The sequence below is a fragment of the Stappia albiluteola genome, assembly GCF_014050225.1.
Classification (GTDB): domain Bacteria; phylum Pseudomonadota; class Alphaproteobacteria; order Rhizobiales; family Stappiaceae; genus Hongsoonwoonella; species Hongsoonwoonella albiluteola.
Window position 1 is genome coordinate 1 of record NZ_JACFXV010000043.1, and the last position, 25,444, is coordinate 25,444.

28 protein-coding genes are annotated in these 25,444 nt (G+C 67.6%); 27 read left to right on the top strand and 1 reads right to left on the bottom strand.

Going from position 1 to position 25,444, the window contains the following annotated elements; all coding sequences use genetic code 11:
- Positions 1-46: 46 nt before the first annotated feature.
- The 14 genes from H2509_RS04365 (at position 47) to H2509_RS04425 (ending at position 9,827) form a co-directional block, all read left to right on the top strand.
- A complete protein-coding gene (locus tag H2509_RS04365; protein WP_182162602.1) occupies positions 47-1,051 on the top strand; it encodes an IS30 family transposase in 1,005 nt (334 codons plus the stop codon).
- Between the two features lie 222 nt (positions 1,052-1,273).
- Positions 1,274-1,963 carry a sigma factor-like helix-turn-helix DNA-binding protein gene (locus tag H2509_RS20925; protein ID WP_235974684.1) on the top strand — a complete coding sequence of 230 codons (690 nt, stop codon included), beginning with the start codon at positions 1,274-1,276 and terminating at the stop codon, positions 1,961-1,963.
- Positions 1,908-3,161, top strand: a complete 1,254-nt coding sequence (locus H2509_RS04370) for a DNA-packaging protein (protein ID WP_235974726.1) — start codon at positions 1,908-1,910, stop codon at positions 3,159-3,161. The genes H2509_RS20925 and H2509_RS04370 overlap by 56 nt, the downstream gene beginning before the upstream one ends.
- Positions 3,162-3,228: 67 nt before the next feature.
- Positions 3,229-4,404: a phage portal protein gene (locus H2509_RS04375; protein ID WP_182162699.1), complete on the top strand. Its 1,176-nt coding sequence runs from the start codon at positions 3,229-3,231 to the stop codon at positions 4,402-4,404.
- A complete protein-coding gene (locus tag H2509_RS04380) occupies positions 4,404-4,601 on the top strand; it encodes a hypothetical protein (RefSeq protein ID WP_182162701.1) in 198 nt (65 codons plus the stop codon). The genes H2509_RS04375 and H2509_RS04380 overlap by 1 nt, the downstream gene beginning before the upstream one ends.
- 237 nt (positions 4,602-4,838) lie before the next feature.
- Positions 4,839-5,357, top strand: a complete 519-nt coding sequence (locus H2509_RS04385; protein ID WP_182162703.1) for an HK97 family phage prohead protease — start codon at positions 4,839-4,841, stop codon at positions 5,355-5,357.
- The gene (locus tag H2509_RS04390) at positions 5,354-6,616 is read left to right on the top strand and encodes a phage major capsid protein (protein WP_235974686.1); all 1,263 of its coding nucleotides are present in this window, start codon (positions 5,354-5,356) and stop codon (positions 6,614-6,616) included. The genes H2509_RS04385 and H2509_RS04390 overlap by 4 nt, the downstream gene beginning before the upstream one ends.
- 356 nt (positions 6,617-6,972) lie before the next feature.
- A complete protein-coding gene (locus H2509_RS04395; protein ID WP_182162705.1) occupies positions 6,973-7,533 on the top strand; it encodes a head-tail connector protein in 561 nt (186 codons plus the stop codon).
- A complete protein-coding gene (locus H2509_RS04400) occupies positions 7,530-7,850 on the top strand; it encodes a head-tail adaptor protein (protein WP_456243047.1) in 321 nt (106 codons plus the stop codon). The genes H2509_RS04395 and H2509_RS04400 overlap by 4 nt, the downstream gene beginning before the upstream one ends.
- Positions 7,847-8,251 carry a DUF3168 domain-containing protein gene (locus tag H2509_RS04405; RefSeq protein WP_182162709.1) on the top strand — a complete coding sequence of 135 codons (405 nt, stop codon included), beginning with the start codon at positions 7,847-7,849 and terminating at the stop codon, positions 8,249-8,251. Before H2509_RS04400 ends, H2509_RS04405 begins: the two co-directional genes overlap by 4 nt.
- 18 nt (positions 8,252-8,269) lie before the next feature.
- On the top strand, positions 8,270-8,683 hold the full coding sequence (locus tag H2509_RS04410) for a phage major tail protein, TP901-1 family (RefSeq protein WP_182162711.1): 414 nt from the start codon (positions 8,270-8,272) through the stop codon (positions 8,681-8,683).
- Positions 8,684-8,686: 3 nt separating this feature from the next.
- Positions 8,687-9,016: a gene transfer agent family protein gene (locus H2509_RS04415; protein ID WP_182162713.1), complete on the top strand. Its 330-nt coding sequence runs from the start codon at positions 8,687-8,689 to the stop codon at positions 9,014-9,016.
- Positions 9,013-9,237, top strand: coding sequence for a phage tail assembly chaperone (locus H2509_RS04420; RefSeq protein ID WP_235974688.1), 225 nt, complete (start codon positions 9,013-9,015; stop codon positions 9,235-9,237). The genes H2509_RS04415 and H2509_RS04420 overlap by 4 nt, the downstream gene beginning before the upstream one ends.
- 2 nt (positions 9,238-9,239) lie before the next feature.
- Complete coding sequence (locus tag H2509_RS04425; RefSeq protein WP_182162715.1) at positions 9,240-9,827, top strand: phage tail tape measure protein; 588 nt, start codon at positions 9,240-9,242, stop codon at positions 9,825-9,827.
- Positions 9,828-9,850: 23 nt separating this feature from the next.
- On the opposite strand, the gene H2509_RS04430 is transcribed toward H2509_RS04425, so the two are convergent.
- The gene (locus H2509_RS04430) at positions 9,851-10,105 is read right to left on the bottom strand and encodes a YdcH family protein (protein ID WP_182162717.1); all 255 of its coding nucleotides are present in this window, start codon (positions 10,103-10,105) and stop codon (positions 9,851-9,853) included.
- Positions 10,106-10,209: 104 nt separating this feature from the next.
- Here H2509_RS04430 and H2509_RS04435 point away from each other — a divergent pair, with 104 nt between their 5' ends.
- From H2509_RS04435 to H2509_RS04495, 13 genes are all read left to right on the top strand, one after another.
- The gene (locus H2509_RS04435; protein WP_182162719.1) at positions 10,210-10,866 is read left to right on the top strand and encodes a DUF2460 domain-containing protein; all 657 of its coding nucleotides are present in this window, start codon (positions 10,210-10,212) and stop codon (positions 10,864-10,866) included.
- Entirely contained in the window at positions 10,863-11,753 is an 891-nt protein-coding gene (locus tag H2509_RS04440) for a DUF2163 domain-containing protein (RefSeq protein WP_182162721.1), read from the top strand. Before H2509_RS04435 ends, H2509_RS04440 begins: the two co-directional genes overlap by 4 nt.
- Before the next feature lie 19 nt (positions 11,754-11,772).
- The gene (locus H2509_RS04445) at positions 11,773-12,204 is read left to right on the top strand and encodes an NlpC/P60 family protein (protein WP_182162724.1); all 432 of its coding nucleotides are present in this window, start codon (positions 11,773-11,775) and stop codon (positions 12,202-12,204) included.
- Positions 12,204-16,091, top strand: a complete 3,888-nt coding sequence (locus H2509_RS04450) for a baseplate multidomain protein megatron (protein ID WP_182162726.1) — start codon at positions 12,204-12,206, stop codon at positions 16,089-16,091. The genes H2509_RS04445 and H2509_RS04450 overlap by 1 nt, the downstream gene beginning before the upstream one ends.
- A 394-nt stretch (positions 16,092-16,485) precedes the next feature.
- Positions 16,486-16,776, top strand: a complete 291-nt coding sequence (locus H2509_RS04455; protein WP_209001796.1) for a PepSY domain-containing protein — start codon at positions 16,486-16,488, stop codon at positions 16,774-16,776.
- Positions 16,777-16,812: 36 nt separating this feature from the next.
- The gene (locus H2509_RS04460; protein ID WP_182162728.1) at positions 16,813-17,481 is read left to right on the top strand and encodes a response regulator transcription factor; all 669 of its coding nucleotides are present in this window, start codon (positions 16,813-16,815) and stop codon (positions 17,479-17,481) included.
- Complete coding sequence (locus tag H2509_RS04465; protein ID WP_182162730.1) at positions 17,468-18,910, top strand: ATP-binding protein; 1,443 nt, start codon at positions 17,468-17,470, stop codon at positions 18,908-18,910. The genes H2509_RS04460 and H2509_RS04465 overlap by 14 nt, the downstream gene beginning before the upstream one ends.
- A 205-nt stretch (positions 18,911-19,115) precedes the next feature.
- The gene (locus H2509_RS04470; RefSeq protein WP_182162732.1) at positions 19,116-19,574 is read left to right on the top strand and encodes an RT0821/Lpp0805 family surface protein; all 459 of its coding nucleotides are present in this window, start codon (positions 19,116-19,118) and stop codon (positions 19,572-19,574) included.
- A gap of 154 nt (positions 19,575-19,728) precedes the next feature.
- Positions 19,729-21,144: a hypothetical protein gene (locus H2509_RS04475; RefSeq protein WP_182162734.1), complete on the top strand. Its 1,416-nt coding sequence runs from the start codon at positions 19,729-19,731 to the stop codon at positions 21,142-21,144.
- An 85-nt stretch (positions 21,145-21,229) separates the two neighbouring features.
- Entirely contained in the window at positions 21,230-22,423 is a 1,194-nt protein-coding gene (gene ccmI, locus H2509_RS04480) for a c-type cytochrome biogenesis protein CcmI (RefSeq protein WP_209001797.1), read from the top strand.
- 30 nt (positions 22,424-22,453) lie between these two features.
- Positions 22,454-22,900 (top strand): cytochrome c maturation protein CcmE, encoded by a 447-nt coding sequence (gene ccmE, locus H2509_RS04485; RefSeq protein WP_182162736.1) that lies wholly within the window; start codon positions 22,454-22,456, stop codon positions 22,898-22,900.
- Between the two features lie 41 nt (positions 22,901-22,941).
- Positions 22,942-24,918, top strand: a complete 1,977-nt coding sequence (locus tag H2509_RS04490; protein WP_182162738.1) for a heme lyase CcmF/NrfE family subunit — start codon at positions 22,942-22,944, stop codon at positions 24,916-24,918.
- Positions 24,919-24,929: 11 nt separating this feature from the next.
- Positions 24,930-25,406 (top strand): cytochrome c-type biogenesis protein, encoded by a 477-nt coding sequence (locus tag H2509_RS04495; RefSeq protein ID WP_235974690.1) that lies wholly within the window; start codon positions 24,930-24,932, stop codon positions 25,404-25,406.
- The last annotated feature ends 38 nt before the right edge of the window (positions 25,407-25,444 follow it).

Genomic DNA, 25,444 nt, shown 5'->3' on the forward strand with positions numbered 1-25,444 from the left:
GCTGAATTCACGAAACAAGTGCAACACCTGCTAAGGTGTTGCCGCGATGGGACAAAGTTACGATCAGTTGAGCCTGCGGGAGCGGGTAAAGATAGAGCTGTGGCACCGGGAAGGGCGCTCGCTGCGCTGGATCGGACGGCAACTGGGTCGTTCGGCTGCCACGATCAGCCGCGAGTTGCGGCGCAATGCCAGGCCGACCAAGCAGTGGTGCGGCAGCTATGACGGGGAACGGGCGCACGGACTGGCCCTCCGGCGCCGGCGCTGGGATGCCCGCTACAAGCTGGCACGCCAGCCGGCGCTGCGCGACATGGTCAGGCAACGCCTTGCGATGGGACAGTCACCCGAACAGATCGCCGGCCGGCTGGCGCGCGAGCACGGTGGCACGCTCATCAGCCATGAGTCCATCTACCGCTTCGTTTATCACCGCTCGGCGCAAAAGGATTACTGGCACCGCCTACTGCCGCGCGCCAAGAACCGCAGGGGCCGCCTGGGCCTGCGCGGCGGCTCGTCCGTCAGCTTCATCAAGCTGCGCCGCCCGCTGGCCCAACGTCCCGCCGAGGCCGACGACAGGGCCACGCCGGGCCACTGGGAGGCCGACCTCATGGCCTTTTCCCGCTATGGCCAGTATGTGCTGGTCACCCATGAGCGCAGCTCGCGCATCCTCACCATCGATCGGCTGTCGCGAAAGACCGCGCGCGCCGTCGTCCAGGCCCTGGTTCAGCGCTTCGGTCCGCTGCCCCGCCTGTTGCGCCGGTCGCTCACCTTCGACAATGGCACGGAATTCGCCTTGCATTTCGAACTCACGGACAGGCTCGGCCTCGCCACCTTCTTCTGCGATCCGCACGCCCCCTGGCAGAAGGGTGGCATCGAGAATGCCATCGGCCGCATGCGCAAGATCTTGCCGCGCAAGTCGGATCTGGCAACCATCGATCAAGGCCAAATCCGACAGTTGGTCGAGCACTACAACAATACCCCGCGCAAATGCCTTGCCTTCAGGACGCCGAATGAGGTCTTCTCGGAACTCCTCAACCGTGTTGCACTTCAAACGTGAACCCACCTCCCCGCCTGCGCGGGGATGACAGCCGAGTGTGGGGCAAGGACTGCTCAGTACTTTGCCACGTCCGCGAAAATGGGCGTCCTGTAGCGGTCAGAACTGAAGATCCAAACGTAAAATCAGCCGCTTACTGGGTCTCCGCCTTCGCGGAGACGACAACCTGGAGCAGGGCGGCGGTGCGCTGAGCTGCACGGCCGCGCTGGAGGGCTGGGGACAATCATGACAATCGAAGAGAGGGACGCAATCCACGGCGGCGCGCTGCCGGGGGCAGGCGAAGCCGTGCCGGAGGCCATGGCGCAGCAACTGGGGGATGGCAAGGCCGCAAGTGTCGACAACCCGAAATCCGACGAACGTACACCGCCCGGCCCCGACGACTGGGCAATGGCGCGGGCGCTCTACGAGATCGAGGGACTGCCCCTGACGGATATCGGGGCGCGGCTGGGCGTCAGCCGAGGCACGGTGCGCAGGCGGGTGCAGCAGGGCGGCTGGGTATCCCGCAAGGCGACGCAGTCGCTGCTCGACGCGGGCGAACCAAACGGCGTCGCAAGAATGGTGAGCCGCCTCTACCGCGCGTTCGAGACGGAGATCCTGCGGCTTGAGCGGCGGCTTCTTGCCGACCCGTACGAGGGGGCGGCGGACGGGCCGCAGGCCGATGCGGCGGCGGAGGCGGAGAAGACGGCCAGGACGCTGGCAAGCCTTGCCCGAACGCTCGACATGCTGATCGAGCTCAGGAAGGCGCAGCCGCAAGGAACAGACGAGGAAGCGAGGACCGCCGATGACCTGCGCCAGGAGCTTCAGGAACGGCTTGGCCGCCTCGGCGAGGGCGGGGACGCTGGCGAAATTCCTGGCGGGCCTGACGGCTGCGGAACTGGCCTTTCTGAAGACGGACTGGCCGATCTGGGCGCATGACCATCAACTGCCGCCCGGCGGCGACTGGCGGGTATGGATGCTGGTCGGCGGGCGCGGCGCGGGCAAGACGCGCGCCGGCGCGGAATGGGTGCGCGCGCTGGCCGAAGGCGCGGGCTGGGCGACGGCAGAGCCGGCGGGGCGCATCGCCCTGGTCGGAGAAACGCTGGCCGATGTGCGCGAGGTGATGGTGGAGGGGATTTCCGGCATCCTGAGCGTGCATGGCCGGATCAACCGGCCGGAATGGCAGCCGTCGCGCCGCCGGCTGGAATGGCCGAACGGCGCGGTGGCGATGGCGTTTTCGTCGGAGGATCCGGAGGCGCTGCGCGGGCCGCAATTCGACGCGGCCTGGTGCGACGAACTGGCCAAGTGGCGCTACGCGGAAGACTGCTTCGACATGCTGCAATTCGCGCTCAGGCTCGGCGAGCGCCCGCGCCAGCTGGTGACGACGACGCCAAGGCCGGTGCCGCTGGTCAAGCGGCTGCTGGGCGACCCGGAAACGGCGGTGACGCGGGCGGCAACCTCCGCCAACGCGGCCAATCTGGCGCCGGATTTCCTGAAAGCCATGCGCAAGGCCTATGCGGGCACCAGGCTCGGACGGCAGGAACTGGAAGGCGAGCTGATCGACGACCGGCCCGACGCGCTCTGGCAGCGCGGCGCGATCGAACGGATGCGGGTGGCGTGTGCGCCGGACCTGCAGCGCATCGTGGTCGCCGTCGATCCGCCCGCCTCCTCGGGCAAGCGGTCCGACGCCTGCGGCATCGTGGTGGCCGGACTGGCAGCCGATGGCACGGCCTATGTGCTGGCAGACGAAAGCGTGACGCAGGCGCGGCCCGCCGACTGGGGCGCGGCGGCGATCGCAGCCTATCGCCGCTTCGAGGCCGACGGCCTGGTCGCCGAGGTCAACCAGGGCGGCGAGATGGTGTCGGCGATCATCGGCGGCATCGATGCCGGCGTGCCGGTTAAGGCGATCCGGGCGACGCGCGGCAAGTGGCTGCGCGCCGAGCCGGTGGCGCTGCTCTACGAGCAGGGCCGGGTGCGGCATGTGGGAACCCTGCCGGAACTGGAGGACGAGATGGCGGATTTCGGCCGCAAGGGCCTTTCCTCCGGCCGCTCACCCGACCGGCTGGACGCGCTGGTGCACGGCTTGAGCGAACTGATGCTGGCGACAGGCGCCAAGCCGAGGCTGCGGCAGCTCTGAAGGTTGAATCGATTTCTCAACGGCTTGAATCCGTTTTTCAGAACGGCGCGAATTTGCGAGAAAAATCATGATCTTGAGACGACTGTTTGAATCTGTTTCGGCTCGGCCCGACGACATCAAAGCCTCGAAGGCCGGGCCGCTGGTGGCCCTGCAGGGCGCGGGGCGGGCAGTGTGGACGCCGCGCGACTATGCAGCGCTTGCCCGCGAGGGCTATGCCCGCAACCCGGTGGTTCACCGCTCGGTGCGTTTGATCGCCGAAGCGGCGGCCAGCGTGCCGATGGTGCTCTATGACGGCGAGCGGGAACTCGACCGCCATCCGCTGCTGGAGCTTCTTGCCCGGCCCAATCCGGCGGCGACGGGCGCGGGCCTGATGGAGGAGGTGTACGGGCATCTGCTGGTGGCGGGAAACGCTTATCTGGAGCGGGTGAACCTGGAGGGGCGGGTGCGGGAACTGCATGCGCTGCGGCCGGACCGGGTGCGGATCGTGCCGGGCGCGGACGGCTGGCCGGAGGCCTATGACTACACGGTCTCGGGGCGCACGGTGCGGTTCAGTCGGGAGGCAGGCGGCGGCCTGCCGGTGCTGCACCTGAAAATCTTCCATCCGCTCAACGACCATTACGGCTTCGCGCCGATCGAGGCGGCGCAGATGAGCCTCGACATCCACAATGCGGCGAGCAACTGGAACAAGGCGCTGCTCGACAATGCGGCGCGGCCCTCCGGCGCGCTGGTCTATGGCGCGGGCGAGGCGGCGAACCTGTCGGACGACCAGTTCGAGCGGCTGAAGACGGAGCTGGAAGCGGGCTACCAGGGCGCGCGCAATGCCGGGCGGCCGTTGCTGCTGGAAGGCGGACTCGACTGGAAGCCGATGGGTCTTGCGCCCAAGGACATGGATTTCATCGAGGCGAAGAACCAGGCGGCGCGGGAAATCGCGCTCGCCTTCGGCGTGCCGCCGATGCTGCTGGGCATACCGGGCGACAACACTTTCGCCAACTACCAGGAGGCGAACCGTGCCTTCTGGCGCCAAAGCGTGCTGCCGCTGGCAACCCGCGCACTGGATGCCGTCGGGCGATGGCTTTCGCCCGCCTTCGGCGAGGGGCTGCGGCTTGCGCCCGATCCAGACCGGGTGGAGGCGCTGTCGGTGGAGCGCGAGGCGCTGTGGCGGCGGGTGGAGGCGGCAAGCTTCCTCAGCCGCGACGAGAAGCGCGTCGCCGTCGGCTACGGCGTCGAGGAAGGCGGCGCGTGATGGAGGAGGTGACGCGCCTCATCGCCGAGAAGGGCGATCTCGCCCACCTGGTGCTGTTCCTGTGGGCAAGCTCGGCATCCGCGCTGTCCTTGATGCTGCTTCGGGAGATTTCGGCCTCGAACCGCCGCTTCAACGATTTCGTCCAGGCGATCGCACGGCTCAACCGGCTGTTCTCCGCGCTCGACGGCGAGGGGTGAGATTGGAGGGTGCGGGCTTGCGCCCGCGCCGATTTCCGGATCCCGGATCGGCGCTCGGCTTCGCCTCGCTTGTCCGGGATGACCGGGCACGGGGCAACAGTCCGACAATCAACGAAAGGAGAGAACCATGTCGCATCGTGGCAGGGCGGAGGCAGGTCGCGCCCATGAGGGACATCGCGCGGTCTTCGCAAGGTTTGCGTTGAGCGTGGCGCGGCTGTTGCGCCGGCAGGCTCTGGCGTGAGCGGCCGCATCCCGGCGCCCGCCTTCCGCATCAAGGGCTATGCAAGCCTGTTCGGCATCGCCGACGAGGGCGGCGACACGGTGATGGCGGGCGCCTTCCGCCGCAGCCTGCGCCAGCGCAGCGCTTCCGGCATCCGCTTCCTGTGGCAGCACGATCCGGCGCGGCCGATCGGCGTGTGGGAGGAGATGCGCGAGGATGAGCGCGGGCTTTTCGTTCGCGGGTCGCTGATCGCCGGACTGCCGCTGGCCGACGAGGCGCGGCTGCTGATCCGGGCCGGCGCGGTGGACGGGCTTTCGATCGGCTTTCGCGCCCGCAACGCGCTGCGAGATCCGAGATCCGGCACGCGCCGCCTCTACGACATCGATCTTTGGGAAATCTCGCTGGTGACCTTTCCCCAGCAGAGCTTCGCCAGGCTCGACACCCGCTCCGCCGAGCTTGCGGCGGAAGCGGAATTTTCACCCGCAGCCCGCGCCATCTGCCGGGCCTCTCTTACACTGGAGTATTGCGACACATGATCGATCTTGAACGGGCAATGGCCGGCGGAACCGAGACGAAGGCGGCCGAGGGCGAGTTGAAGCGGGCGGTGGAAGACCTGCAGCGCACCTTCCAGGTCTATTGCGAGGCCAATGACGAGCGGCTGGCCGACATCGAGACGCGCGCCTCCGACGACGTGGTAACGGGCGAGAAACTGGCCCGTATCGACGCCGCGCTCGACCGGCAGAAGCGCCAGCTCGACGACCTGATGCTGAAGGGCCGGCGGCCGATGCGCGAGGAGAGGGACGAGCTGCGCTTGCGGGGAGTGTCGCTGGAGCACAAGGCCGCCTTCGACGCCTATGTGCGCGGCGGCGGCGAGGACGGGCTGAAGGGACTGGAACAGAAGGCGCTTTCGGTCGGCTCCGACGCCGATGGCGGCTATCTGGTTCCGGAAGAGACGGAGACGGCGATCCTGACCAGGCTTGCCAGCGTCTCGCCGATCCGCGCGATCGCCGGCCTGAGGCAGGTGTCGGCCAGCGTCTTCAAGAAGCCCTTCTCGATCTCCGGGCCGCAGACGGGCTGGGTGGGCGAAACGGCGGCGCGGCCGCAGACAAACGGGCCGACGCTGGCCGAACTCGCCTTCCCGACCATGGAGCTCTACGCCATGCCGGCGGCAACCGCGACGCTGCTTGACGATGCCGCCGTCGACGTCGACCAGTGGATCGCCGAGGAGGTGGAGACGGCCTTCGCCGAGCAGGAAGGTGCTGCCTTCATCAACGGCGACGGCGTCAACAAGCCGCGCGGTTTCCTCGACTATCCGCGCGTCGACGAGGCGATGTGGAGCTGGGGGAATATCGGCGAGGTGGCGAGCGGAGCGGCGGGCGCCTTTCCGGCAACCGACCCGGCGGACAGGCTGATCGACCTCGTCTATGCGCTGAAGAGCGGCTACCGGCAGAACGGCCGCTTCGTCATGAACCGCCGCACGCAGGCGGCCGTGCGCAAGCTGAAGGACGGCGACGGCAACTATATCTGGCAGCCGCCGGCAACGGCCAACGCCCCGGCAACGCTGATGAGTTTTCCGGTGACGGAAGCCGAGGACATGCCCGACATCGCCGACGGCGCGGCGGCGATCGCCTTCGGCGACTTCCGACGCGGCTACCTGGTCGTCGACCGCACCGGCGTGCGCATCCTGCGCGACCCCTATTCGGCCAAGCCCTACGTGCTGTTCTACACCACGAAGCGCGTGGGCGGCGGCGTGCAGGATTTCGACGCGATCAAGCTGCTGAACTTCAGGGCGTAAGGCGCGGGCTTGCGCCCGCACTGATTTCCGGGTCCCGGCTCTCGCCATGCGCTGTCGCGCATGGCCAAGGCGGGATGACGGCGGAGGGTGGAGTAAGGGCTGCTCAGCAGGCTGTCATGCCCACGAAGGTGGGCATCCAGTATCCGCCGATGCTTGAGGTTTAGCCGCAGGCGCATGTGTTTACTGGATCCCCGGTCGAGCCGGGGATGACACCTGCGTTCGCGGTAAGCACTGGCCCAACCCTCAGCCGTCATCTCGCACCAATGAGGACGAAGTCCGAACGCGATGCGGGATCCGGATATCGCTCGTGCGCTAGCCGCGTCCTCATTTCCACCTCCCAACCTTCCGGAGACATCATGACATCGATCATCACGACGCCGCCGGCGATCGAGCCGGTGACGATCGCCGACGCGCGCCTGCACCTGAGGGTCACGCACACGGACGAGGACGCGCTGATTTCCAGGCTGATCGAAGCGGCGCGTGCCCATGTGGAACAGGCGACGCGGCGCGCGCTGATCACCCAGGGCTGGCGGCTCTATCTCGACGCCTGGCCGCCGGGGCGGATCATCCGCCTGCCCGTCAGCCCGGTGCAGCGCATCGACGCGGTCACCGTCTATGACGCCGACGGCATGCCGGTCGCGCTGGATCCCGGCGCCTATACGCTGGACGGAGCGTCGAGCCCCGCCCGCGTCAGGGTGCATGCGGGCGCGCCGGCCGCCGCAAACGGCGTCGAGATCGACTTCATCGCCGGCTACGGCGACGAGGCCGGCAGCGTGCCGGCGGCGCTTGTGCAGGCGATCCTGCTCCTCGTCGGCCAGTGGTACGAGTTCCGCGAGGCCGGCAGCGAGCTTGCGACGGCGGGCATCCCCTTCGGATTCGATGCGCTGACGGCCGGCTACCGGGCGCCGCGCCTATGAGAGGGGCGGCGCATTTCGATCGTGCGATGCGGCTGGAACGCCCCGAACGGGTGGAAGCCGGCGACGGCGAGGCGAGCCTCGTCTTCCATCCAGAAGGCACGGTCTGGGTCGCGCTCGCGCAGCCAGGCTTTTCCGAAAGGGTGACGGGCGAGCGGCTTTCTTCCCGCGTCACCCATCGCGCGAGGATGCGGGCGGGGCCGGCGGTCGCGGCGGGCTGGCGGCTCGTGGACGGGCAATCCGCCTTCACGGTGGTGTCGGCGGGACGCGGACAAAGGCGCGGCGAGACGGAACTCCTGCTGAAGGAGGATGAGGAATGAGCGCGGAAATCGCGCTGCGCGCCGCCATCCTCACGCGCTTGAAGGGGGATGCGGGCTTTGCGGCGGCGCTCGGCGGGGAACGCGTCTTCGACGGCGCGCCGCAGCGCCAGTCGTTTCCCTTCGCCTTTCTCGCCGAAGTGACGGCGGCGCCGCTCGATGCGGATGCGGGCGATGCGGAGGAGTTGCGGCTGACGATCGCGGTGCTTTCCAGAGCCGCAACGCGTGGCGAGACGGCCGGAGCGCTTGACGCGATCCGGGAGGGACTGGCGGTGCTCGACCCCGATCTCGGGGGCTACCGGCTCGCCAACCTGACGGTGACATCGGCGGCAACGGAGCGGCTCAACGACGGACGAACCTGGCGCGGCACGCTTCGGCTGCGCGCGGTCTGCGAGCCGGCGTGACAGGGAAAGGAACGGCAAATGGCGGTGCAGAAGGGCAGGGATCTGCTGCTGAAATGCGATACGGACGGGACGGGCAGCTTCATAACCGTTGCGGGGCTGAGGGCGCGGCGGATCGCCTTCAACGCGGCCTCCGTCGACGTGACCGACGCCGAGAGCGCGGGGCAATGGCGCGAGCTGCTGGCCGGGGCCGGCACGCGGGCGGCGGCGATATCCGGCAGCGGCATCTTTCGCGACGGAGCCTCGGACGCGGCCGTGCGGGCGATCTTCTTCGACGGGCTGATCCGCGACTGGCGGATCGTGCTGCCCGATTTCGGCGTGGTCGAAGGTCCGTTCCAGATCACCGGCCTGGACTACGCCGGCGAGCATAACGGCGAAATGACCTATGAGATCGCGCTGGAATCGGCCGGCGCGCTGAGCTTCACGGAGACCTGAGCCATGGCGAACAGGCTGAGAGGCGAGATCGACGCGATGCTGGACGGCCGGCGCTGGACGCTGGTGCTGACGCTGGGCGCGCTGGCGGAACTGGAGGCGGCCTATCAGGCCGGCAATCTGGCGGAACTGACGGAACGGTTCTCGACCGGCCGGCTTTCGGCGCGCGATCTCATCCGCATTATCGGCGCGGGGCTGAGAGGAGCCGGCAACGCGGTCGACGACGACCACGTGGCGGCGATGACGGCTGCCGGCGGCGCGGCGGGCATGGCGGCGATTGCCGCCGACCTGCTGCAGGTGACGTTCGGCGGGGAGGCCGAGCCCGAAAACCCTTGAACGGCGCGGCTGGCGGAGGAACGGCGGACGAGATCCGGCCGTTTCCATGGCGGGAACTGATGGCGCTCTGTCTTGGCCGGTACGGCTGGAGGCCGAGGGACTTCTGGGCCGCCACGCCGCGCGAGATCGCCTGCTTGCTGGGCGAGCCCGAGCGACAGCCTGCAATCGGGCGGGGGGAGCTTGAAGCGCTCATCGCCCGCTTTCCCGACGGAGCCAATTAATAATGCCCGAAACAGAAGATGCACCAAGCTTTCCGCAACAGGCGCTGGAGGATTTTACCCGCGGCCTCGACCTGGCGAAAATCAGCGCCGATTCCATTTCGCGCTCGCTGACAACCGGATTGCGGGAAGCCGTCAAGAACGGCCAGCGGCTGGACGCGGTGTTTCGCTCGATCGCGCTGAAGCTGTCCTCCGACATCCTGAACAAGACCCTGGAGCCACTGGAAAAGGGGCTGAATACGCTGATTTCCGGGTCCGTGAAGGCCGTGACCGCAAGTTTCGGCCCAAGCTCGCCACCGCCCATACCCACGCCCAAGCCCTTCGCCAAGGGGGGCGTGATCGCCTCGCCGACCTTCTTTCCGCTTGGAGGCGGCGGGATCGGGCTTGCGGGAGAGGCCGAGGCGGAGGCCGTGTTGCCGCTGTCACGCGGTAGCGACGGCAGGCTGGGGATTGCGGCAGCGGGCGGGGAAGGCGGTGGAATGACCGTCGTCTTCAATATCCAGACGCCGGATGTGGAAGGCTTTTCGCGCTCGAGGGCGCAGATCGCGACAATGGTTGCCCGCGCCGTCGGACGGGGACGGCGCGGGCTCTGACGTCGGGCCTGAAGAGGAGGGGCTCAGGCGCCGGCGCGTTCCGATCCGGCGATGATCGCCGCGATCTGGTCTTTCAGGTGCAACCGCTGCTTCTTGAAGGTTTCGAGCGCCTCGTCGGATGCGGGCTCGACCTCTGTCTCGATGCGGTGAATCTGGCGGTTGACCTGGTGATATTCGTCCGCGAGCCGCGAGAAATGGGCGTTGGAGAGCTTCAGTTCGTGAAGGACTGCCTGGGCCTCGGGGAATTCTTCATGCAGCTCGTGGGGCACGTGACTCATCTTGCGATCCGACTCCGGTTCACTGGGTTCCATTGGTAGCGACATTCGCGAAATTCGCCCCGGCCTTCCTTGAGCAAGATCAAAAGCGAAATGAGGTGTGATGGATGCCGGGCTTTCTTGAGGAACGTTTTCCGGTCGATGTGGGTTTCGGCGCGAGCGGCGGACCGGAGCGGCGCACGGATGTGGTGACGCTGGCCTCCGGCCACGAGAAGCGGAACGCGCGCTGGGCGCATTCGCGCCGGCGCTACGACGCGGGCACGGGAATCCGCTCGCTGGCAGATTTGCAGGCGGTTGCCGCGTTTTTCGAACGGGCGCAGGGCAGGCTGAACGGCTTCCGCTTCCGCGACCCCTTCGACAGCGCCTCCGCCCCGACGGGAACCGCGACGAGCCCGTTCGATTGCGAGATCGGCACCGGCGACGGGGCGGGTGCGACATTTCAGCTCGCCAAGACCTACGGAACCGGCGCGGCCGCCTATCGACGGGACATTGCCAAGCCGGTGGCCAGCAGCGTGCGGCTGGCGGTGGCCGGTGTCGAGCTGGCGGAAGGCGCGGGCTTCGTTCTCGACGCGGCGACGGGCCGCGTGACGCTCGCCGTTGCGCCGCCCGCAGGCGCGAGCGTGACGGCAGGCTTCCGGTTCGACGTGCCGGTGCGTTTCGACACGGACCGTCTGGACATGAGCCTGACGCATTTCGAGGCGGGCCGGCTGCCGAGCGTGCCGCTGATCGAGATCCTTCCGTTCATGCAGGAGGTATTGCCATGAAAGAGCTTCCGTCCGAATTCGCCAGCCGGCTGGCGCAGGAAACGACGACGCTGGCCCATTGCTGGACGGTGACGCGGCGCGACGGCCTGGTGCTCGGCTTCACCGATCACGACCGGCCGATCCTGCTGAACGGCGTCCCGCACGAACCGGGGCAGGGGCTGGAGACGGGCGCGGCGACCAGCGGTCCCGGACTATCGCCGGGCACGGCGGAAGTGACCGGTTTCCTTGCCTCCGAGAGCCTCGGCGAGGATGATCTGGCAATGGGTCGCTTCGATGGCGCGCTGGTGGAGGTGTTTCGGGTCGACTGGCGCGAGCCGTCGTTGAACGTGCTCGTCCGGTGCGCCGAGGTCGGCGAGGTGACGCGGGAGGGCAATGCCTTTCGCGCCGAGTTGCGCTCGCTTGCCCACAGGCTGAACCAGCAGCGGGGACGGGTGTTTTCCAGCCGCTGCGACGCCGATCTCGGCGACGGGCGTTGCCGGGTGGATATCGAGGATCCCGCCTACTCGTCGCTCTGCGTGGTGGAGGGGGGCACGGCGCAAAGATTGCGCGTGAGCGGGCTGGAAAGCTTCGCGGCCGGATGGTTCTCCGGCGGCAGGTTGACGGTTCTCGACGGACCGGATGGCGGACATAGCGTCGAGATCGCCGGTCACCGGATCGAGGCGGGCGAGGCGGTGATCGACCTGTTCCTGCCGCTCAGCGAGGCGCCCGCGCCCGGGACGCAGGCGAGGGTGCGGGCCGGCTGCGACAAGCGCTTTTCCACCTGCAGCCAAAAATTCGCCAACAGCCTGAACTTCCAGGGCTTTCCGCATATGCCGGGGGCCGATTTCGTCTTCTCCTATCCCTCGCGCGGGGCGGCGGAGAATGACGGCGGGCCGCTGATCGGCTGATTCTCCGAAGGACGAAACGATGATCGAGAGACCGGAGATCGTGCGCCTGGCGCGCGGCTGGATCGGCACGCCCTATCGCCACCAGGCAAGCCTGAAGGGGGCAGGCGCCGACTGCCTGGGCCTGATCCGGGGGCTGTGGCGCGAGATCTACGGCGCGGAGCCGGAGGACGTGTCGCCCTACAGCCCCGATTGGGCGGAGACGGGCACGGCGGAAACCATGCTCGCGGGTGCAAGGCGGCATTGCCGGGAAGTACCGGCAGCGCAGGCGTGGCCCGGCGATATCCTGCTCTTCCGCTGGCGCGACGGCGCGCCGGCCAAGCACGCGGCGATCCTCGCGACGCGGCAGACCATCATCCACGCCTATGAGGGTGTTGCGGTCGTCGAAAGCCCGCTGGTGAGCGGCTGGCGGCGGCGGATCGCCCATGCGTTCGAATTTCCGGGAGCGAACTGATGGCGACACTTGTCCTGACGGCTGCCGGGCAGGCGATCGGCGCGGCCATCGGCGGTCCTATCGGCGCGGCGATCGGGCAGACCGTGGGCGCCATAGCCGGGTCCTATGTGGATCAGGCGCTGTTCGGCGGCGGGAGCGGCAGAACGGTGGAAGGGGGCCGGCTTGCCGATCTCAATGTACAGTCCTCGACCGAAGGCACGGCCATACCGCTCGCCTATGGCCGGGTGCGCCTCTCCGGCCAGGTGATCTGGGCGACGCGCTTCGAGGAAGAGGTGACCGAGGAACGGCAGGGCGGCAAGGGCGGCGGGCGCAAGAGCGCGACCGTTCGCACCTATCGCTACTTCGCCAATTTCGCCGTCGCGCTGTGCCAGGGGCCGATCCACCATGTCGGACGGGTCTGGGCGGATGGCAAGCCGCTCGACCTTGCGACGGTGACGATGCGCGTCCATCGCGGCGAGGCGGATCAGCTACCCGACCCGCTGATCGCGGCAAGGCAGGGCGAAACGCCGGCCTATCGCGGCATCGCTTATGTAGTGTTCGAACGCCTGCCGCTGGAGGATTTCGGCAACCGCTTGCCGCAGCTTGCCTTCGAGGTGATCCGGGCGGTCGGCGACCTTGAAGAAAAGGTGCGGGCCGTGACGCTGATCCCGGCAGCCGGCGAGTTCGTCTATCATCCGAGCGAGGTGACGCGCATGCTGGGGCCGGGCGCGGCGGCGACGGAAAACCGCCATGTGCTGCAGGCGCCGAGCAATTTCGTCGCCGCGCTCGACGAGTTGACGGCGATCTGCCCGAACCTGGAAAGCGTGGCGCTGGCGGTGGCCTGGTTCGGCGACGATCTCAATTGCGGGACCTGCACCATTCGCCCGAAGACCGAGGGGCAGAACCGCGCGACGCGCGGAGCGACATGGTCGGTCAACGGGCTGTCGCGGCCGCAGGCCGAAGTGGTGAGCCCGGTGGACGGCCGCCCGGCCTATGGCGGCACGCCGTCCGACGCCTCGGTGGTCGCGGCGATCCGCGAGCTGAAGGCGCGCGGGCTCAAGGTCGCGCTCTATCCCTTCCTGCTGATGGATATCCCGCCGCAAAACGGCCTGACGGATCCTTATGGCGGCACCGAGCAGCCGGCCTTTCCCTGGCGCGGGCGGATCACGGGCAGCGTCGGCGAGGCGGCGGCCGGTACCGAAATCGCGGCGTTTACGGGACTTGCGACGCGGCAGCATTTCACGCGGCACGCCGAAACCGTCTCCTATTCGGGTCCGGTGGAATGGTCCTACCGTCGCTTCATCCTGCACCATGCCCATCTTGCGGAGGTGGCGGGTGGCGTGGACGCCTTCCTGATCGGGTCGGAGATGCGCGGCCTGACGCAGCTCCATGACGATGAGGGCGCCTATCCCTTCGTGACGGCGCTCAAGGCTCTGGCAGGAGAGGTGCGGCAGGTGGTCGGGGCGGGGACGAAGATCACCTATGCCGCCGACTGGTCGGAATACGGCAGCCATCAGCCGGAGCCCGGGAGCCTGCGCTTCCCGCTCGATCCCCTGTGGGCCGACGAGGTGATCGACATGGTGGGCATCGACAATTACCTGCCGATTGCCGACCAGCGCGACGATGGCGATCCGGACGGCAATTCCGACCCCTACGATATCCCGGCACTGCGGTCGCAGATCGCGGGCGGGGAATATTTCGACTGGTTCTATGCATCAAACGCGGATCGACGGGCGGGCCTGCGCAGCCCGATCAGCGACGGCGCCTACGGCAAGCCCTTCGTCTATCGCGCCAAGGACATTGCCGGCTGGTGGGCAAACCCTCACCACGAGCGCGATGGCGGCGTGGAACGGACGGCACCGACGCCCTGGCAGGCCGGGATGAAGCCGGTGTGGTTCACCGAACTGGGTTTCCCCGCGGTCGACAAGGGTGCGAACCAGCCGAACGTCTTTCCCGATCCGAAATCGTCGGAAAGCGCGCTGCCGTATTTTTCCAACGGCGGCCGCGACGACCTGCTGCAACGCCGGGCGCTGGAGGCGGTCCTCGGCTATTGGGACGGCGAAGGCGCGCCGACGGGCACCAATCCGGTGTCGCCCGTTTATGGCGGGCCGATGGTCGACCCGGCCGGCACATATCTCTGGGCTTTCGACGTGCGGCCCTATCCGGATTTTCCGGCGCGTGGCGACATCTGGTCCGACGGGGCAAACTGGCGCGGCGGGCACTGGCTGAACGGACGGCTGGGCGGGGTGACGCTGGATGCCTTCGCGAAGGCGCTTGCCGGCGATCTCGGCCTCGATGCCGGCCTGCTGGCAGAGGTGGCACCGGCGGTGGTCCTGGAAGGAATTGCCCTGTCCGGCCCGATCTCGCTGAGGCAGGCGATCGAACCCCTGATCGCCTCTTTCGGATTGGCGGCGGCCGACCGGGGCAGCGATATCGCGCTTCTTCCAGCATGGCGACCGCCGGTCGCAACGCTCGGCGCGGGCGATCTGGCGGAGCCGGGCGCGGGCGAGGCGCTGGTGAGCCGCCACCGCAACCAGGACAGCGACCTGCCGGCGGAAATCCGGATCGCCGGGCGGGACCCGCAGCGCGAACACCGCCGCCATGTGGCGGCGTCGAGACGGCTGGAAGGGGCCGCACTCGGCATCAGCGATTTCGACCTTGGCGCGGTGGCCGGTCCGGAAGTGCTTGGACGGGCGGCCGACAAGGCCCTGATCCGCCTGTGGGCGGAGCGGGAAACCTGCCGCTTCGCCCTGTCGCCGCACCGGCTGGATCTGGAGCCCGGCGATGTCGTGGAAATCGGGGCGGTGGCGGGAAGCGGCCTTTCCGCTTCGAAGATCGTGCGGATCGAGGAAATCGAGGACGGCCCCGTGCGGCTGGTTTCAGCACGGGTGGCCGCGCGCCCGCCGGTCGTTACCCGCGAGGAACGGGGCGAGGGCGGAAAGCCGCGATCGATCACGACGAGGAGCGGTCCGCCGGAAATCGTGCTTCTCGACCTGCCGGCGCTGCCGGGAGACACGGATGCCGGATCGCCGAGGGTTGCCGCATATGCCGCCCCCTGGCCGGGTGCGCTCGGGGTCTTCCGGCAGACGGAAAGCGGCGCGCTCTCGGCCATCGCGACGGTGGAGAGCCCGGCGACGATGGGACTGACGGTGACGCCGCTCGCGGCCGGTCCCGTGTGGCGTTTCGACAATGCGAGCACTGTCGAGGTGGAGCTTTTCGGCGGCGTGCTGGCAAGCCGCACACGGCAGGACGTGCTGGGCGGGGCGAATTCCGCCGCGATCGTGAGCGACGGCGGCGGGCTGGAAATCCTCCAGTTCCGAACGGCCGAACTTGTCGGACCAGGCCGCTACCGGCTGGGAGGCCTGCTGCGCGGCCAGCTCGGCACGGAGGCGGCGGCGGCTTCCGGCCACGCGGCGGGAGCGCGCTTCGTGCTGCTGAACGACGCGGTGACGCCGCTGCCGCTTGCCGGCGACAGGATCGGCCTCGATCTGACCTATCGATTCCTGGCGGAGGGGCGGGCGCTCGACGATCCGTCGGCGGTGGTCGCGAGCCATGCGGCGTCGGGACGCGGCCTATCGCCCCTGAGCCCGGTGCATCCGCGCGGCCGCAGGCTCGCGGACGGATCGGTGCGTTTCTCCTGGGTTCGGCGCACCCGCCGGGACGGCGACGGCTGGATCGGCCTCGACGTGCCGCTTGGCGAGGAGGCGGAGGCCTATGAACTGGACCTGCTGGCCGAAGACGGGACGGTGGCGGCGACGCTGGCGAGCGATGCGCCGCAGGCGGTGCTTTCGGTTGCTGAGGAACTGGCGGCTTTCGGCGGCGTGCAGGATGTGTTCCGCCTGCGGCTCGCGCAGCTCTCGCGGGCAGTCGGGAGGGGACAGGTGGCGGAAGCGGAGATCCGGGTGTGAGGTGGGAAGGATGAGAGAAGGTTGCGGGCTTCGCCCGCGATGAGTTCTGGACTCCGACTCTCGGGATGCGCCTCGGCGTACGCGGGCCGGGGTGACGGCGCAATCCCCTCTCCCTGGGGGAGAGGGCTAGGGTGAGGGCGTATTCAAAGCCCGCTGAAATTCAGTTGCTTCGCGTTCCCCTCACCCGGCGCTGACGCGCCGACCTCTCCCTCCAGGGAGAGGTGAAGCGCACGCGACATCCGCTCTGCCCTCCGCCAAGCTCAATCCAAATCGGGAGGGGGCGGGCTTGACCCGGGCATCCATAAAAACCTCCCGCACGCGGGCCAAAGCCTGCCGCCTTTGTCCAAACAATCCGTTCATATGCTATTCACGAGCGATGTTGCAGGATCGCGCCATGTTCAAACCTCGTCGTCTTGCCGCCTTCTTCCTGCTTACCGTGAGCCTCTGCGTGCCGCTGGCCGGAGGGGCCGCCGCCGCGTGCCTGAGCCAGGCGGAGGCCCGGCAGGCCGTTTCAAGCGGGCAGGCGCGCCCGCTCGGCTCCATGGCGGGAGCGGCGGGCGGCGAAATCGTGCGCGCCGACCTTTGCGAACAGGGCGGCAGGCTGGTTTATGTGCTTTCGGTGCTTTCCGGCGGGCGGGTCGTCCAGCGGGTGCTGGACGCGCGCAGTGGCAAGGTCTTGAAATAACGCCGAATCGGCCAGGGAAAGAGGCGAGCGTCAGGAATGCGAATACTCGTCGTCGAGGACGATCAGGATCTGAACCGGCAGCTCCGCGAGGCGCTGACGGATGCAGGCTATGTCGTGGACAGTGCCAGCGACGGCGAGGAAGGGCATTTCCTCGGCGATACGGAACCCTATGACGCGGTGGTGCTGGATCTCGGCCTGCCGGTTCTCGACGGATTGAGCGTGCTGGAGCGGTGGCGGCGCGACGGCAAGACGATGCCGGTGCTGATCCTCACCGCCCGCGACCGCTGGAGCGACAAGGTGGCCGGGATCGACGCCGGCGCCGACGACTACGTCGCCAAGCCTTTCCACATGGAAGAGGTGATCGCGCGGTTGCGGGCGCTGGTGCGCCGCGCGGCTGGTCACGCCTCCAACGAGATTTCGGTCGGGCCGCTGCGGCTCGATATCAAGGCCGGCAAAGTGACGCTGGACGGGGCGGCGGTGAAGCTGACCTCGCACGAATACCGGCTGCTTGCCTATCTCATGCACCAGAAGGGGCGGATCGTCTCGCGCACCGAACTGATCGAGCATCTCTACGACCAGGATTTCGACCGCGATTCCAACACGATCGAAGTGTTCGTGGGCCGTCTGCGAAAGAAACTCGGCGGCGATCATATCGAGACGGTACGCGGCCTCGGCTACCGGATCGGCGGCGATGGCGCAGACTGAGGCGGATACCGGACCGCGGACCGACGACCGAGCCGTTTCCGCCCGGAGCGTGAATGCGAACGGGGGCCGGCGGTCACTGGCCGGGAGGCTGATCACCGTAGCCACGCTCTGGTCGGTGGTGGCGCTGGCGGTGGCGGGGTTCATCCTCGTTGCGCTTTATCGCCAGGCGAGCGAAAGGGGCTTCGACGACCGCCTCGACCTGCATCTGAAGGCGATCATCGGCGCGATGGCCGGCGGCGAGCCCGGCAAGCCCAACCCACCCGAAAACCTCGGCGAGCCGCGCTTCGAACTGCCTGTATCCGGCTGGTACTGGCTGATCGCGGACGACCGGACCGGCGAAGTGGTGCACGCCTCCCTCTCGCTTCTGGGCGATGCATTGGCGCTGCCGGAAATTCCGCCCTCGGGGGTGTTCAACGGTACGATCGAGGGGCCGGAAGGCGAGGAACTGCGCGTGGCCGAGCGGCGCATCGTCTTCGGCCAGGAGGAAATCTACCGGATCGCCGTCGCCGGCGGGACGGACGAACTGCGCGACCAGATCACGGCGTTCGCCGGCCAGGTGGCGCTGACGCTGACGATCTTCGGGCTCGGTCTCGTGGGGGCGATCTTCCTGCAGGTGCGGGTCGGCCTGCGGCCGCTGCGGGACCTGCGCGCGTCCGTGGCGGCGGTGCGAAACGGCGATGCGGAGAGCGTGGAGGAAGACCTGCCGCGCGAATTGCAGCCGCTTGCCGTCGAACTCAACGATCTCATTCACTCCAACAGGGAGATCGTGGAGCGGGCACGCACCCATGTCGGCAATCTGGCGCATGCCCTGAAGACGCCCCTCAGCGTCATCACCAACGAGGCCCGCTCCTCGCCCGGGCCGCTGGCCGACAAGGTCGCGGAGCAGGCGGCGGTCATGCGAACGCAGGTGGATCATCACCTGGAACGCGCGCGCATGGCGGCGCAGCGCCGGGTGATCGGCGTGTCGGCGGAAATGGAGCCGGTGGTGGCGAGCCTGGTACGGGCGATGGCCAAGATCTATCGGGACCGGAATATCGCCTTTTCCGTCGATGTTCCGCACGGGATCCGGTTCCGTGGCGAGAAACAGGATCTGGAGGAACTGGTCGGCAACCTGCTCGACAATGCCTGCAAATGGACCAGAAGCCGCGTCGATGTGAGCGTGCAGCCGATGCCCGGCAGCGATCGCGGCCGCGACCTGGTGGCGATCGAGATCGCCGACGACGGTCCCGGCCTGACGGAAGGCGAGCGCAAGGAAGCGGTCAAGCGCGGCAGAAGGCTGGACGAAACGGTGCCGGGCACCGGCCTCGGCCTGTCGATTGTTGCCGATATTTCAGCGATTTACGGCGGCCGGCTGGAGCTTCATCCGGCACCCGCCGGCGGATTGCTTGCGCGCCTCGTGCTGCCGGCCGCGCAGGCGGCAGGCTCCTGAACGGGCTTTTCGCGAATGCGGTGGAAAGATCCGCGTTCCACCGCATCCGGTGCGTTTCAAGACGCAGTTCAGCCACAAATCTGTGAGAAGCGGAGTTCGCATCGCGCTATTATGATAATGTTCCGGGCAGGGCGCATGCGGTCGTTGTGATCTTGCATGGGATCTACCGGGACGAGCGTCGGATCTGGCCTGTTAAGGACGTGGAATGAACCGAACCGGAATTGCCGCCGTCATGCTGCTGGCCGCCGCCCTTGCGGGCTGCGGAGGCGGTACCAGCGTGGGTGGAAACGAAGGCGAGCCGGTCGTGGTCGGCGGCTTTCTGGGCAATGCATTTCGCGATAGCTCGATCCGCCAGAGCGAGGCCGATAGCGCGCTGGCCGACCTGCTGAAAACGAAGCCGGGAAGCGCGCTCGACGCCAAGGATCGTCAGGCCGCCGCCATGGCGCTGCTCAGGGCGCTCGACCAGCGGACGAACGGTACCTCCATCGAATGGCAGAACCGGTCTTCGGGCTCGTCGGGGAGCGTCATCGCCGGCCCGATCTACCAGGTCAACAACGTGATCTGCCGCGACTATACGCACGTGCTGACGTCGGGCGGCGCCCGCGAGCAGGTGCGCGGTTCCGCATGCCGCGAGCAGGACGGAACCTGGCGTCCGATCGTCTGATTCGACAGAAGCTTCCGGCATTTCGCCGCCGCCTGTCGCGGGGGCGGTAATGCGTTGCCCGCGAACGGATCGATCCGACCGTCGTCCCAAAGATTCGATTAATTGTTTTGGTCAATACTACCGCCTTGTGATTACGGAACATTCGGACTTCCGCATGCTTTCAAGGCATATCCTCGTTCAGAAGATCAGGGCGTATCTGCAGGCGCTGTCTCCGCGCGCCGTGGATATGCTGCTGCGCAACCTGGAGGCCAGCAAGGCACGCGGCGAGACGGACCCCATCGTGCGGCTGATCCTGGAAGCCGGGATCGAACTGCTGCGCGGGGAAGAGGAGGCTGTTGCCGGCGAGCCGCGCGGCAAGTGGCTGCGGCGGCTGTTTTTCCGCCCGGTCGAATGCCTGCTGATCGACGAGGCCCTGCCGCACAAGCAGAAGGGCCGTATCACCCGTTCCAGCCTTGTCGGCATCTGGACCATGATCGAACGCGATTTCGTGCCGGAGCTGATCGAAGCCGCCGAGCGGCAGGTGCAGGACCCGGCCCTGAGCGAAGCGGAGGCGGCGTCGATCGCTGGTCACCTGCGCGACGCGGTGACGCCGGATCTGAGGCGGTTCATCAATGACATGCTGCAGGATGAGAAGCTGCGCCAGCGCATGACGATGGTGATGGGCGGCGAGCGCGTCTATCTCGATCTTTTCGACGTGGTCGATGCGTTCGAGGCGGAAGCCTGGCTGACGCCGTTCCTCGACAGCCTGCCGGAAAAGCTCAGCGACTGGGACCTGAAGTCCGACAGTCCGGCGGCGCAGCGCGTGAAGGCGGCAACGGGGCGGCACGCGGAAAACGCGGCGCTGATCGCCGCAGCAATCCTTGGGCGGGCGGAGAACCCGGCAGGGGTCGCGGCCCTTGCCAGCAACCTGGCCCGGACGCAGGACGCCAAGAAAATCGCCGATTCGCCCTATGCGGCGTTCGTCGATGTGGTTCTGTCGGAGGCGGAGCGGCTTTATATCGTGGCCTGCAAGCGCCCCGACGCGGAGAGCGATATCACGTCCGCGTTGTCGCATTATCACGCCCTGATGCGCGGGATCGACCGGGACATCGATTTTTCCTGCGGCGGCAAGTGGTACAAGCGCCTTGCCGAAACGCGGCGGCAGTTTTCCGAGCTGGTGAGCGCGGAGCTGGAGGCGGCGGTGTCGCATGTGCGCCGCGCCCTCAAGGTTCCCGCCGTCGATGCCGATGGCAAACCTCTGACCGACAGGATTTCGGTTGAGGAAGCCAAGCGCGCGCTGGGCATGCTGGCGCTGATGCGGGTGGCGGCCGAAAGCCTCGCCGTCAACGAAGTGACAGCCCGCACCCGCCAGACGGTGGAGCAGACGCTGGAAATCATGACGCGCAAGCTGCTCGCCGATGCCGCGAAATGCACGGCGGAGGAAAAGCCGGCGCATCTTGCCGCCGTGGATGTGGCGATCGAACTGTGCGAAGGCTATTTCGGCAAGGACTATGCCGGCCTGCTACGCCGCAGCCGGCGGGCCGCGGAAAGCGTGCAGAAGCCCAAAAGCAAGGTAGCAAGGGGCGGCTGAGGGCCTTCCGCTCGGGCGGCAAACCGCCGTTTTTCTCCGGTAAAGTCCGTATCAGGGCCGTTTCAGCCGCGACCGCCTGTCACAGGTGGCTTATCGCGTTGCGGAAGAGGTTGCGATTTTCGACCGGGCACTATCTATTCTGCCGGCCATGATGATCTGGATTGCCTTTGCCCTGCTGACCGCGCTTGCCGCGCTTTCCGTGCTCGTGCCGATGGCGCGTGCGCGCAAGGAGACGGTTTCGCCCGCCGCCAACGATGCGGAGGTGTACCGGGCGCAGCTTCACGAGGTCGAGCGCGACCTCGAGCGAGGACTGATCGACGCCGAGCAGGCGGAAGGCGCGCGGACGGAGATCGCAAGGCGGCTGATCGCGGCCGGACGCGCCGGATCGTCTCAGGAGAGCGGCGAGGCGAAAGGCGAGACAAGCTTGCGGTTTGCGAGGCTCGCCGCGATCGCGATGCTGCCCCTGGCGGCCGTCGGTCTTTACCTGGAACTCGGTTCGCCAGACATTCCCGACCAGCCGCTTGCCGCGCGGATCGCGGCCGCCGACGCCAACACGGATATCAATCTGCTGGTCGCGCAGGTGGAGCGCCATCTGGCGGAAAATCCGCAGGACGGCCGTGGATGGGAAGTTCTGGCGCCGGTCTATATGCGGCTTGGCCGGACAACGGACGCGGTGAACGCCTATCGCAGCGCCATCCGGCTGCTTGGTTCCGACGCGCGGCGGGAAACGGATTTCGGCGAGGCTCTGACCATAGCCAACCAGGGACTGGTGAGCGCCGAGGCGCGCGTCGCCTTCGAGAAGGCGGTGGCGGCCGATCCCAAGGCTGCCAAGCCGCGTTTCTTCCTAGCGATTGCCCTTGGGCAGGAAGGCAAGACGCAGGAGGCGATCGCCGCCTGGCAGGCGCTGCTTGCCGATGCCGAGGGTAACGAACCCTGGGTGGAGGTCGCGCTTTCGGAACTGAAAAAGATCGGCGGAGAGCCGCCGGCGGCCGCGTCCGCTCCCGGTCCATCCGTGGAGGATGTCGAGGCTGCGGGCGCGATGTCGGATGAAGAGCGCGCACAGATGATCGGCGAGATGGTCGCCCGTCTCGACGAGCGCCTTGCCCGGGACGGGGGCAGCGCGGAGGAGTGGATGCGGCTGATCCGCGCCTATCAGGTGCTGGGGGAAAAGGACAAGACGGCCGCCTCGGTGAAACGGGCGGCGGCCGCGCTCAGGGACGACCCGGCGGCAAGCGAGGCGCTGCGCTCGCTGGCGCAGGAAATCGGTGTGCCGCTGTAACGCGGACGCAGTACGGGACAGACGGGCAAGATGACACGCAAGCAAAGACGCCTGACGCTTATCGGTTCGGCCGGTGTGGTGCTGGCCCTGGCAGCCGGCCTGATCCTCTATGCGCTGAACGACCAGATCGTGTTCTTCCAGAGCCCGACCGACATCGTCGCAAGGACGATACCGGAAGGAAGCCGCATTCGCCTTGGCGGGCTGGTGGAGGAAGGCTCGGTCACGCGCGGCGACAATGCCCGGGTGAGCTTCAAGGTGACCGACCTGGAGGCCAGCGTGCCGGTCACCTATGTCGGCCTGCTGCCGGATCTGTTCCGCGAGGGACAGGGCGTGGTTGCCGAAGGCGTGATCGGGCAGGACGGGATTTTCCACGCCGACAAGGTGCTGGCCAAGCACGACGAGACCTATATGCCGAAAGAAGTCGCCGACGCGCTAAAGGACAAGGGCGTATGGCAGGGCGAGGAAAAGCCGAAGTGAGGGCGCCCCGGCGCAGCGGAACCGGGCGGCGGAGATAAGCGATGATCGTTGAAATCGGCCACTACGCACTGGTGCTGGCCTTCGTGCTGTCGCTGGTGCAGTCCGTGGTCCCGGTCTACGGGGCGCTGAAGGCGGACAACCGGCTGATGGCGACGGCCGCCCCCGTGTCGGGCATGCTGTTCCTGCTCGTCGGCCTTTCCTTCGCGGCGCTGACGGCTGCCTATCTTTCTTCCGACTTTTCCGTGGTCAACGTCTTTGAGAATTCGCATTCGGCAAAGCCGCTCGTCTACAAGATCAGCGGCGTGTGGGGCAATCATGAAGGCTCCATGCTGCTGTGGGTGCTGATCCTCGTCTTCTTCGGATCGCTGGTGGCGGCGTTCGGGCGCAATATCCCGGATGTGCTGAAGGCGGCGACGCTCGGCGTACAGGCGTGGATCACGGCGGCCTTCCTGGCCTTCATTCTCGCCACCTCCAACCCGTTCCTGCGGCTGCTGCCGGCGCCGGCGGAAGGGCAGGACCTCAATCCGATCCTGCAGGATCTCGGCCTCGCCATCCATCCGCCGCTGCTTTATCTCGGCTATGTCGGCTTCTCCATCACCTTCGCCTTCGCCGTGGCGGCGCTGATCCTCGGCAGGCTCGATGCCGCCTGGGCGCGCTGGGTCAGGCCCTGGGCGCTGCTGGCCTGGCTGTTCCTCACGCTTGGCATCTCCATGGGCTCCTACTGGGCCTATTACGAACTCGGCTGGGGCGGCTGGTGGTTCTGGGATCCGGTCGAAAACGCCTCCTTCATGCCCTGGCTTGCCGGCACGGCTCTGCTGCACTCGGCCCTGGTGATGGAAAAGCGCAGCGCGCTGAAGATTTGGACCGTGCTTCTGGCGATCCTCACCTTTTCGCTGTCGCTGCTTGGTACCTTCCTCGTGCGCTCCGGCGTGCTGACGAGCGTGCATGCCTTCGCCACGGATCCGGCGCGGGGCGTATTCATCCTCGCCATCCTCTGCGTCTTCATCGGCGGTTCGCTGGCACTCTACGCCTGGCGCGCGCCGGCGCTGAAGCAGGGCGGCATCTTCGCCCCGGTCAGCCGGGAAGGGGCGCTCGTCCTCAACAACCTGCTTCTGACGGCCGCCTGCGTGGCCGTCTTCGTCGGCACGCTCTATCCGCTGGCGCTGGAAGCGCTGGCCAACGACAAGATCTCGGTCGGCCCGCCCTTCTTTAACCTGACGTTCGGGCCGATCATGGTGCCGTTGCTGATGGTCGTGCCCTTCGGCCAGTTCCTCGCCTGGAAGCGGGGCGACCTGCTGGCGGTGGCCCAACGGCTTTGGGCGGCCTTCGCGGTGGCGATCGGCGCCGTGCTCGTCGTCGCCTGGTCGCAGGGCGTCGAGCACGTGCTTGCGGCGCTCGGGATCGGACTCGCCTTCTGGGTGATCGCGGGCTCGCTTTCGGAAATCCTCAGCCGCGCGCGGTTCCGGGACGTCGGCCTCGCTACCGGAATCAGGCGGCTTGCCGGCCTGCCGCGTTCCGCTTGGGGTACGGTGCTGGGCCATGCCGGACTGGGCGTCAGCGTGCTCGGGATCGTGGCGGCGACCGCGTTCCAGACGGAGGCGATCCGCACGCTCAAGCCCGGCGAAACGATGACGATATCCGGATACGACCTGACCTTCCGGGGCATCGCGCCGCGGCGCGGGCCGAACTACGTGGAAGACGTCGCGCATCTGGAAGTGAGGCATGGCGGTACGCTTGTGAGCGAGCTCGACCCGGCAAAGCGCGTCTATCCGGCGCGCCAGCAGCCGACTACTGAATCAGCGATCGCGACCTACGGCTTCTCCCAGCTCTATCTCTCCGTCGGCGAGGTGCGTAACGATGGCGGCGTGGACATGCGCGCCTATTACAAGCCGCTGGTGACGCTGATCTGGCTCGGCACGCTGGTGATGGCGGCGGGCGGAGTGGTGTCGCTGAGCGACCGGCGCCTGAGGGTGGGCGCGCCGAAATCCGGCCGCGCGCAGCCCGTGCCGGCCGAATGAGGAGAGCGGGCATGGCCCTTCGCCGGATCCTGACCATCGTCGTTTCAACGCTTTTCCTCGCAACAGCGGCCCACGCGGTACAGCCGGACGAGGTTCTCGACGATCCGGCGCTGGAAGGGCGCGCGCGGGCGATTTCGGCCGAACTGCGCTGCATGGTCTGCCAGAACCAGTCGATCGACGATTCCGACGCGCCGCTTGCCAGGGATCTGCGGGTGCTGGTGCGCGAGAGGCTGGTGGCCGGCGACAGCGATGCGGAAGTGATGGACTATCTTGTTGCCCGCTATGGCGAATTCGTGCTTTTGAAACCCCGTTTCGGGCTTCATACGCTGATCCTGTGGGCAGGTGCGCCAATGGCGCTGATCGGAGGCGCAATTGCCGCCTATATCGCCTGGCGACGCCGGCAAGGGGAAGGCTCCGTCGCCGAAAAGCCGGCTCCGCTGACGGCGGACGAGAAGGCGGAACTGGAGCGATTGCTGAAAGACGGCTGACCGGTTGCCGTCCGCGCGACCTTGGAATCGAGAAAAGC

Coding starts and splice junctions, on each gene's coding strand:
- ccmE (WP_182162736.1), top strand. CDS start 22,454: ATGACACGCAAGCAAAGACGCCTGACGCTTATCGGTTCGGCCGGTGTG.
- H2509_RS04365 (WP_182162602.1), top strand. CDS start 47: ATGGGACAAAGTTACGATCAGTTGAGCCTGCGGGAGCGGGTAAAGATA.
- H2509_RS04380 (WP_182162701.1), top strand. CDS start 4,404: ATGGAGGAGGTGACGCGCCTCATCGCCGAGAAGGGCGATCTCGCCCAC.
- H2509_RS04440 (WP_182162721.1), top strand. CDS start 10,863: ATGAAAGAGCTTCCGTCCGAATTCGCCAGCCGGCTGGCGCAGGAAACG.
- H2509_RS04495 (WP_235974690.1), top strand. CDS start 24,930: ATGGCCCTTCGCCGGATCCTGACCATCGTCGTTTCAACGCTTTTCCTC.
- H2509_RS04375 (WP_182162699.1), top strand. CDS start 3,229: ATGATCTTGAGACGACTGTTTGAATCTGTTTCGGCTCGGCCCGACGAC.
- H2509_RS04390 (WP_235974686.1), top strand. CDS start 5,354: ATGATCGATCTTGAACGGGCAATGGCCGGCGGAACCGAGACGAAGGCG.
- H2509_RS04430 (WP_182162717.1), bottom strand. CDS start 10,105: ATGAGTCACGTGCCCCACGAGCTGCATGAAGAATTCCCCGAGGCCCAG.
- H2509_RS04435 (WP_182162719.1), top strand. CDS start 10,210: ATGCCGGGCTTTCTTGAGGAACGTTTTCCGGTCGATGTGGGTTTCGGC.
- H2509_RS04415 (WP_182162713.1), top strand. CDS start 8,687: ATGGCGAACAGGCTGAGAGGCGAGATCGACGCGATGCTGGACGGCCGG.
- H2509_RS04450 (WP_182162726.1), top strand. CDS start 12,204: ATGGCGACACTTGTCCTGACGGCTGCCGGGCAGGCGATCGGCGCGGCC.
- H2509_RS04490 (WP_182162738.1), top strand. CDS start 22,942: ATGATCGTTGAAATCGGCCACTACGCACTGGTGCTGGCCTTCGTGCTG.
- H2509_RS04455 (WP_209001796.1), top strand. CDS start 16,486: ATGTTCAAACCTCGTCGTCTTGCCGCCTTCTTCCTGCTTACCGTGAGC.
- H2509_RS04465 (WP_182162730.1), top strand. CDS start 17,468: ATGGCGCAGACTGAGGCGGATACCGGACCGCGGACCGACGACCGAGCC.
- H2509_RS04470 (WP_182162732.1), top strand. CDS start 19,116: ATGAACCGAACCGGAATTGCCGCCGTCATGCTGCTGGCCGCCGCCCTT.
- H2509_RS04395 (WP_182162705.1), top strand. CDS start 6,973: ATGACATCGATCATCACGACGCCGCCGGCGATCGAGCCGGTGACGATC.
- H2509_RS04445 (WP_182162724.1), top strand. CDS start 11,773: ATGATCGAGAGACCGGAGATCGTGCGCCTGGCGCGCGGCTGGATCGGC.
- H2509_RS04425 (WP_182162715.1), top strand. CDS start 9,240: ATGCCCGAAACAGAAGATGCACCAAGCTTTCCGCAACAGGCGCTGGAG.
- H2509_RS04475 (WP_182162734.1), top strand. CDS start 19,729: ATGCTTTCAAGGCATATCCTCGTTCAGAAGATCAGGGCGTATCTGCAG.
- H2509_RS04405 (WP_182162709.1), top strand. CDS start 7,847: ATGAGCGCGGAAATCGCGCTGCGCGCCGCCATCCTCACGCGCTTGAAG.
- H2509_RS04400 (WP_456243047.1), top strand. CDS start 7,530: ATGAGAGGGGCGGCGCATTTCGATCGTGCGATGCGGCTGGAACGCCCC.
- H2509_RS04460 (WP_182162728.1), top strand. CDS start 16,813: ATGCGAATACTCGTCGTCGAGGACGATCAGGATCTGAACCGGCAGCTC.
- H2509_RS20925 (WP_235974684.1), top strand. CDS start 1,274: ATGACAATCGAAGAGAGGGACGCAATCCACGGCGGCGCGCTGCCGGGG.
- H2509_RS04410 (WP_182162711.1), top strand. CDS start 8,270: ATGGCGGTGCAGAAGGGCAGGGATCTGCTGCTGAAATGCGATACGGAC.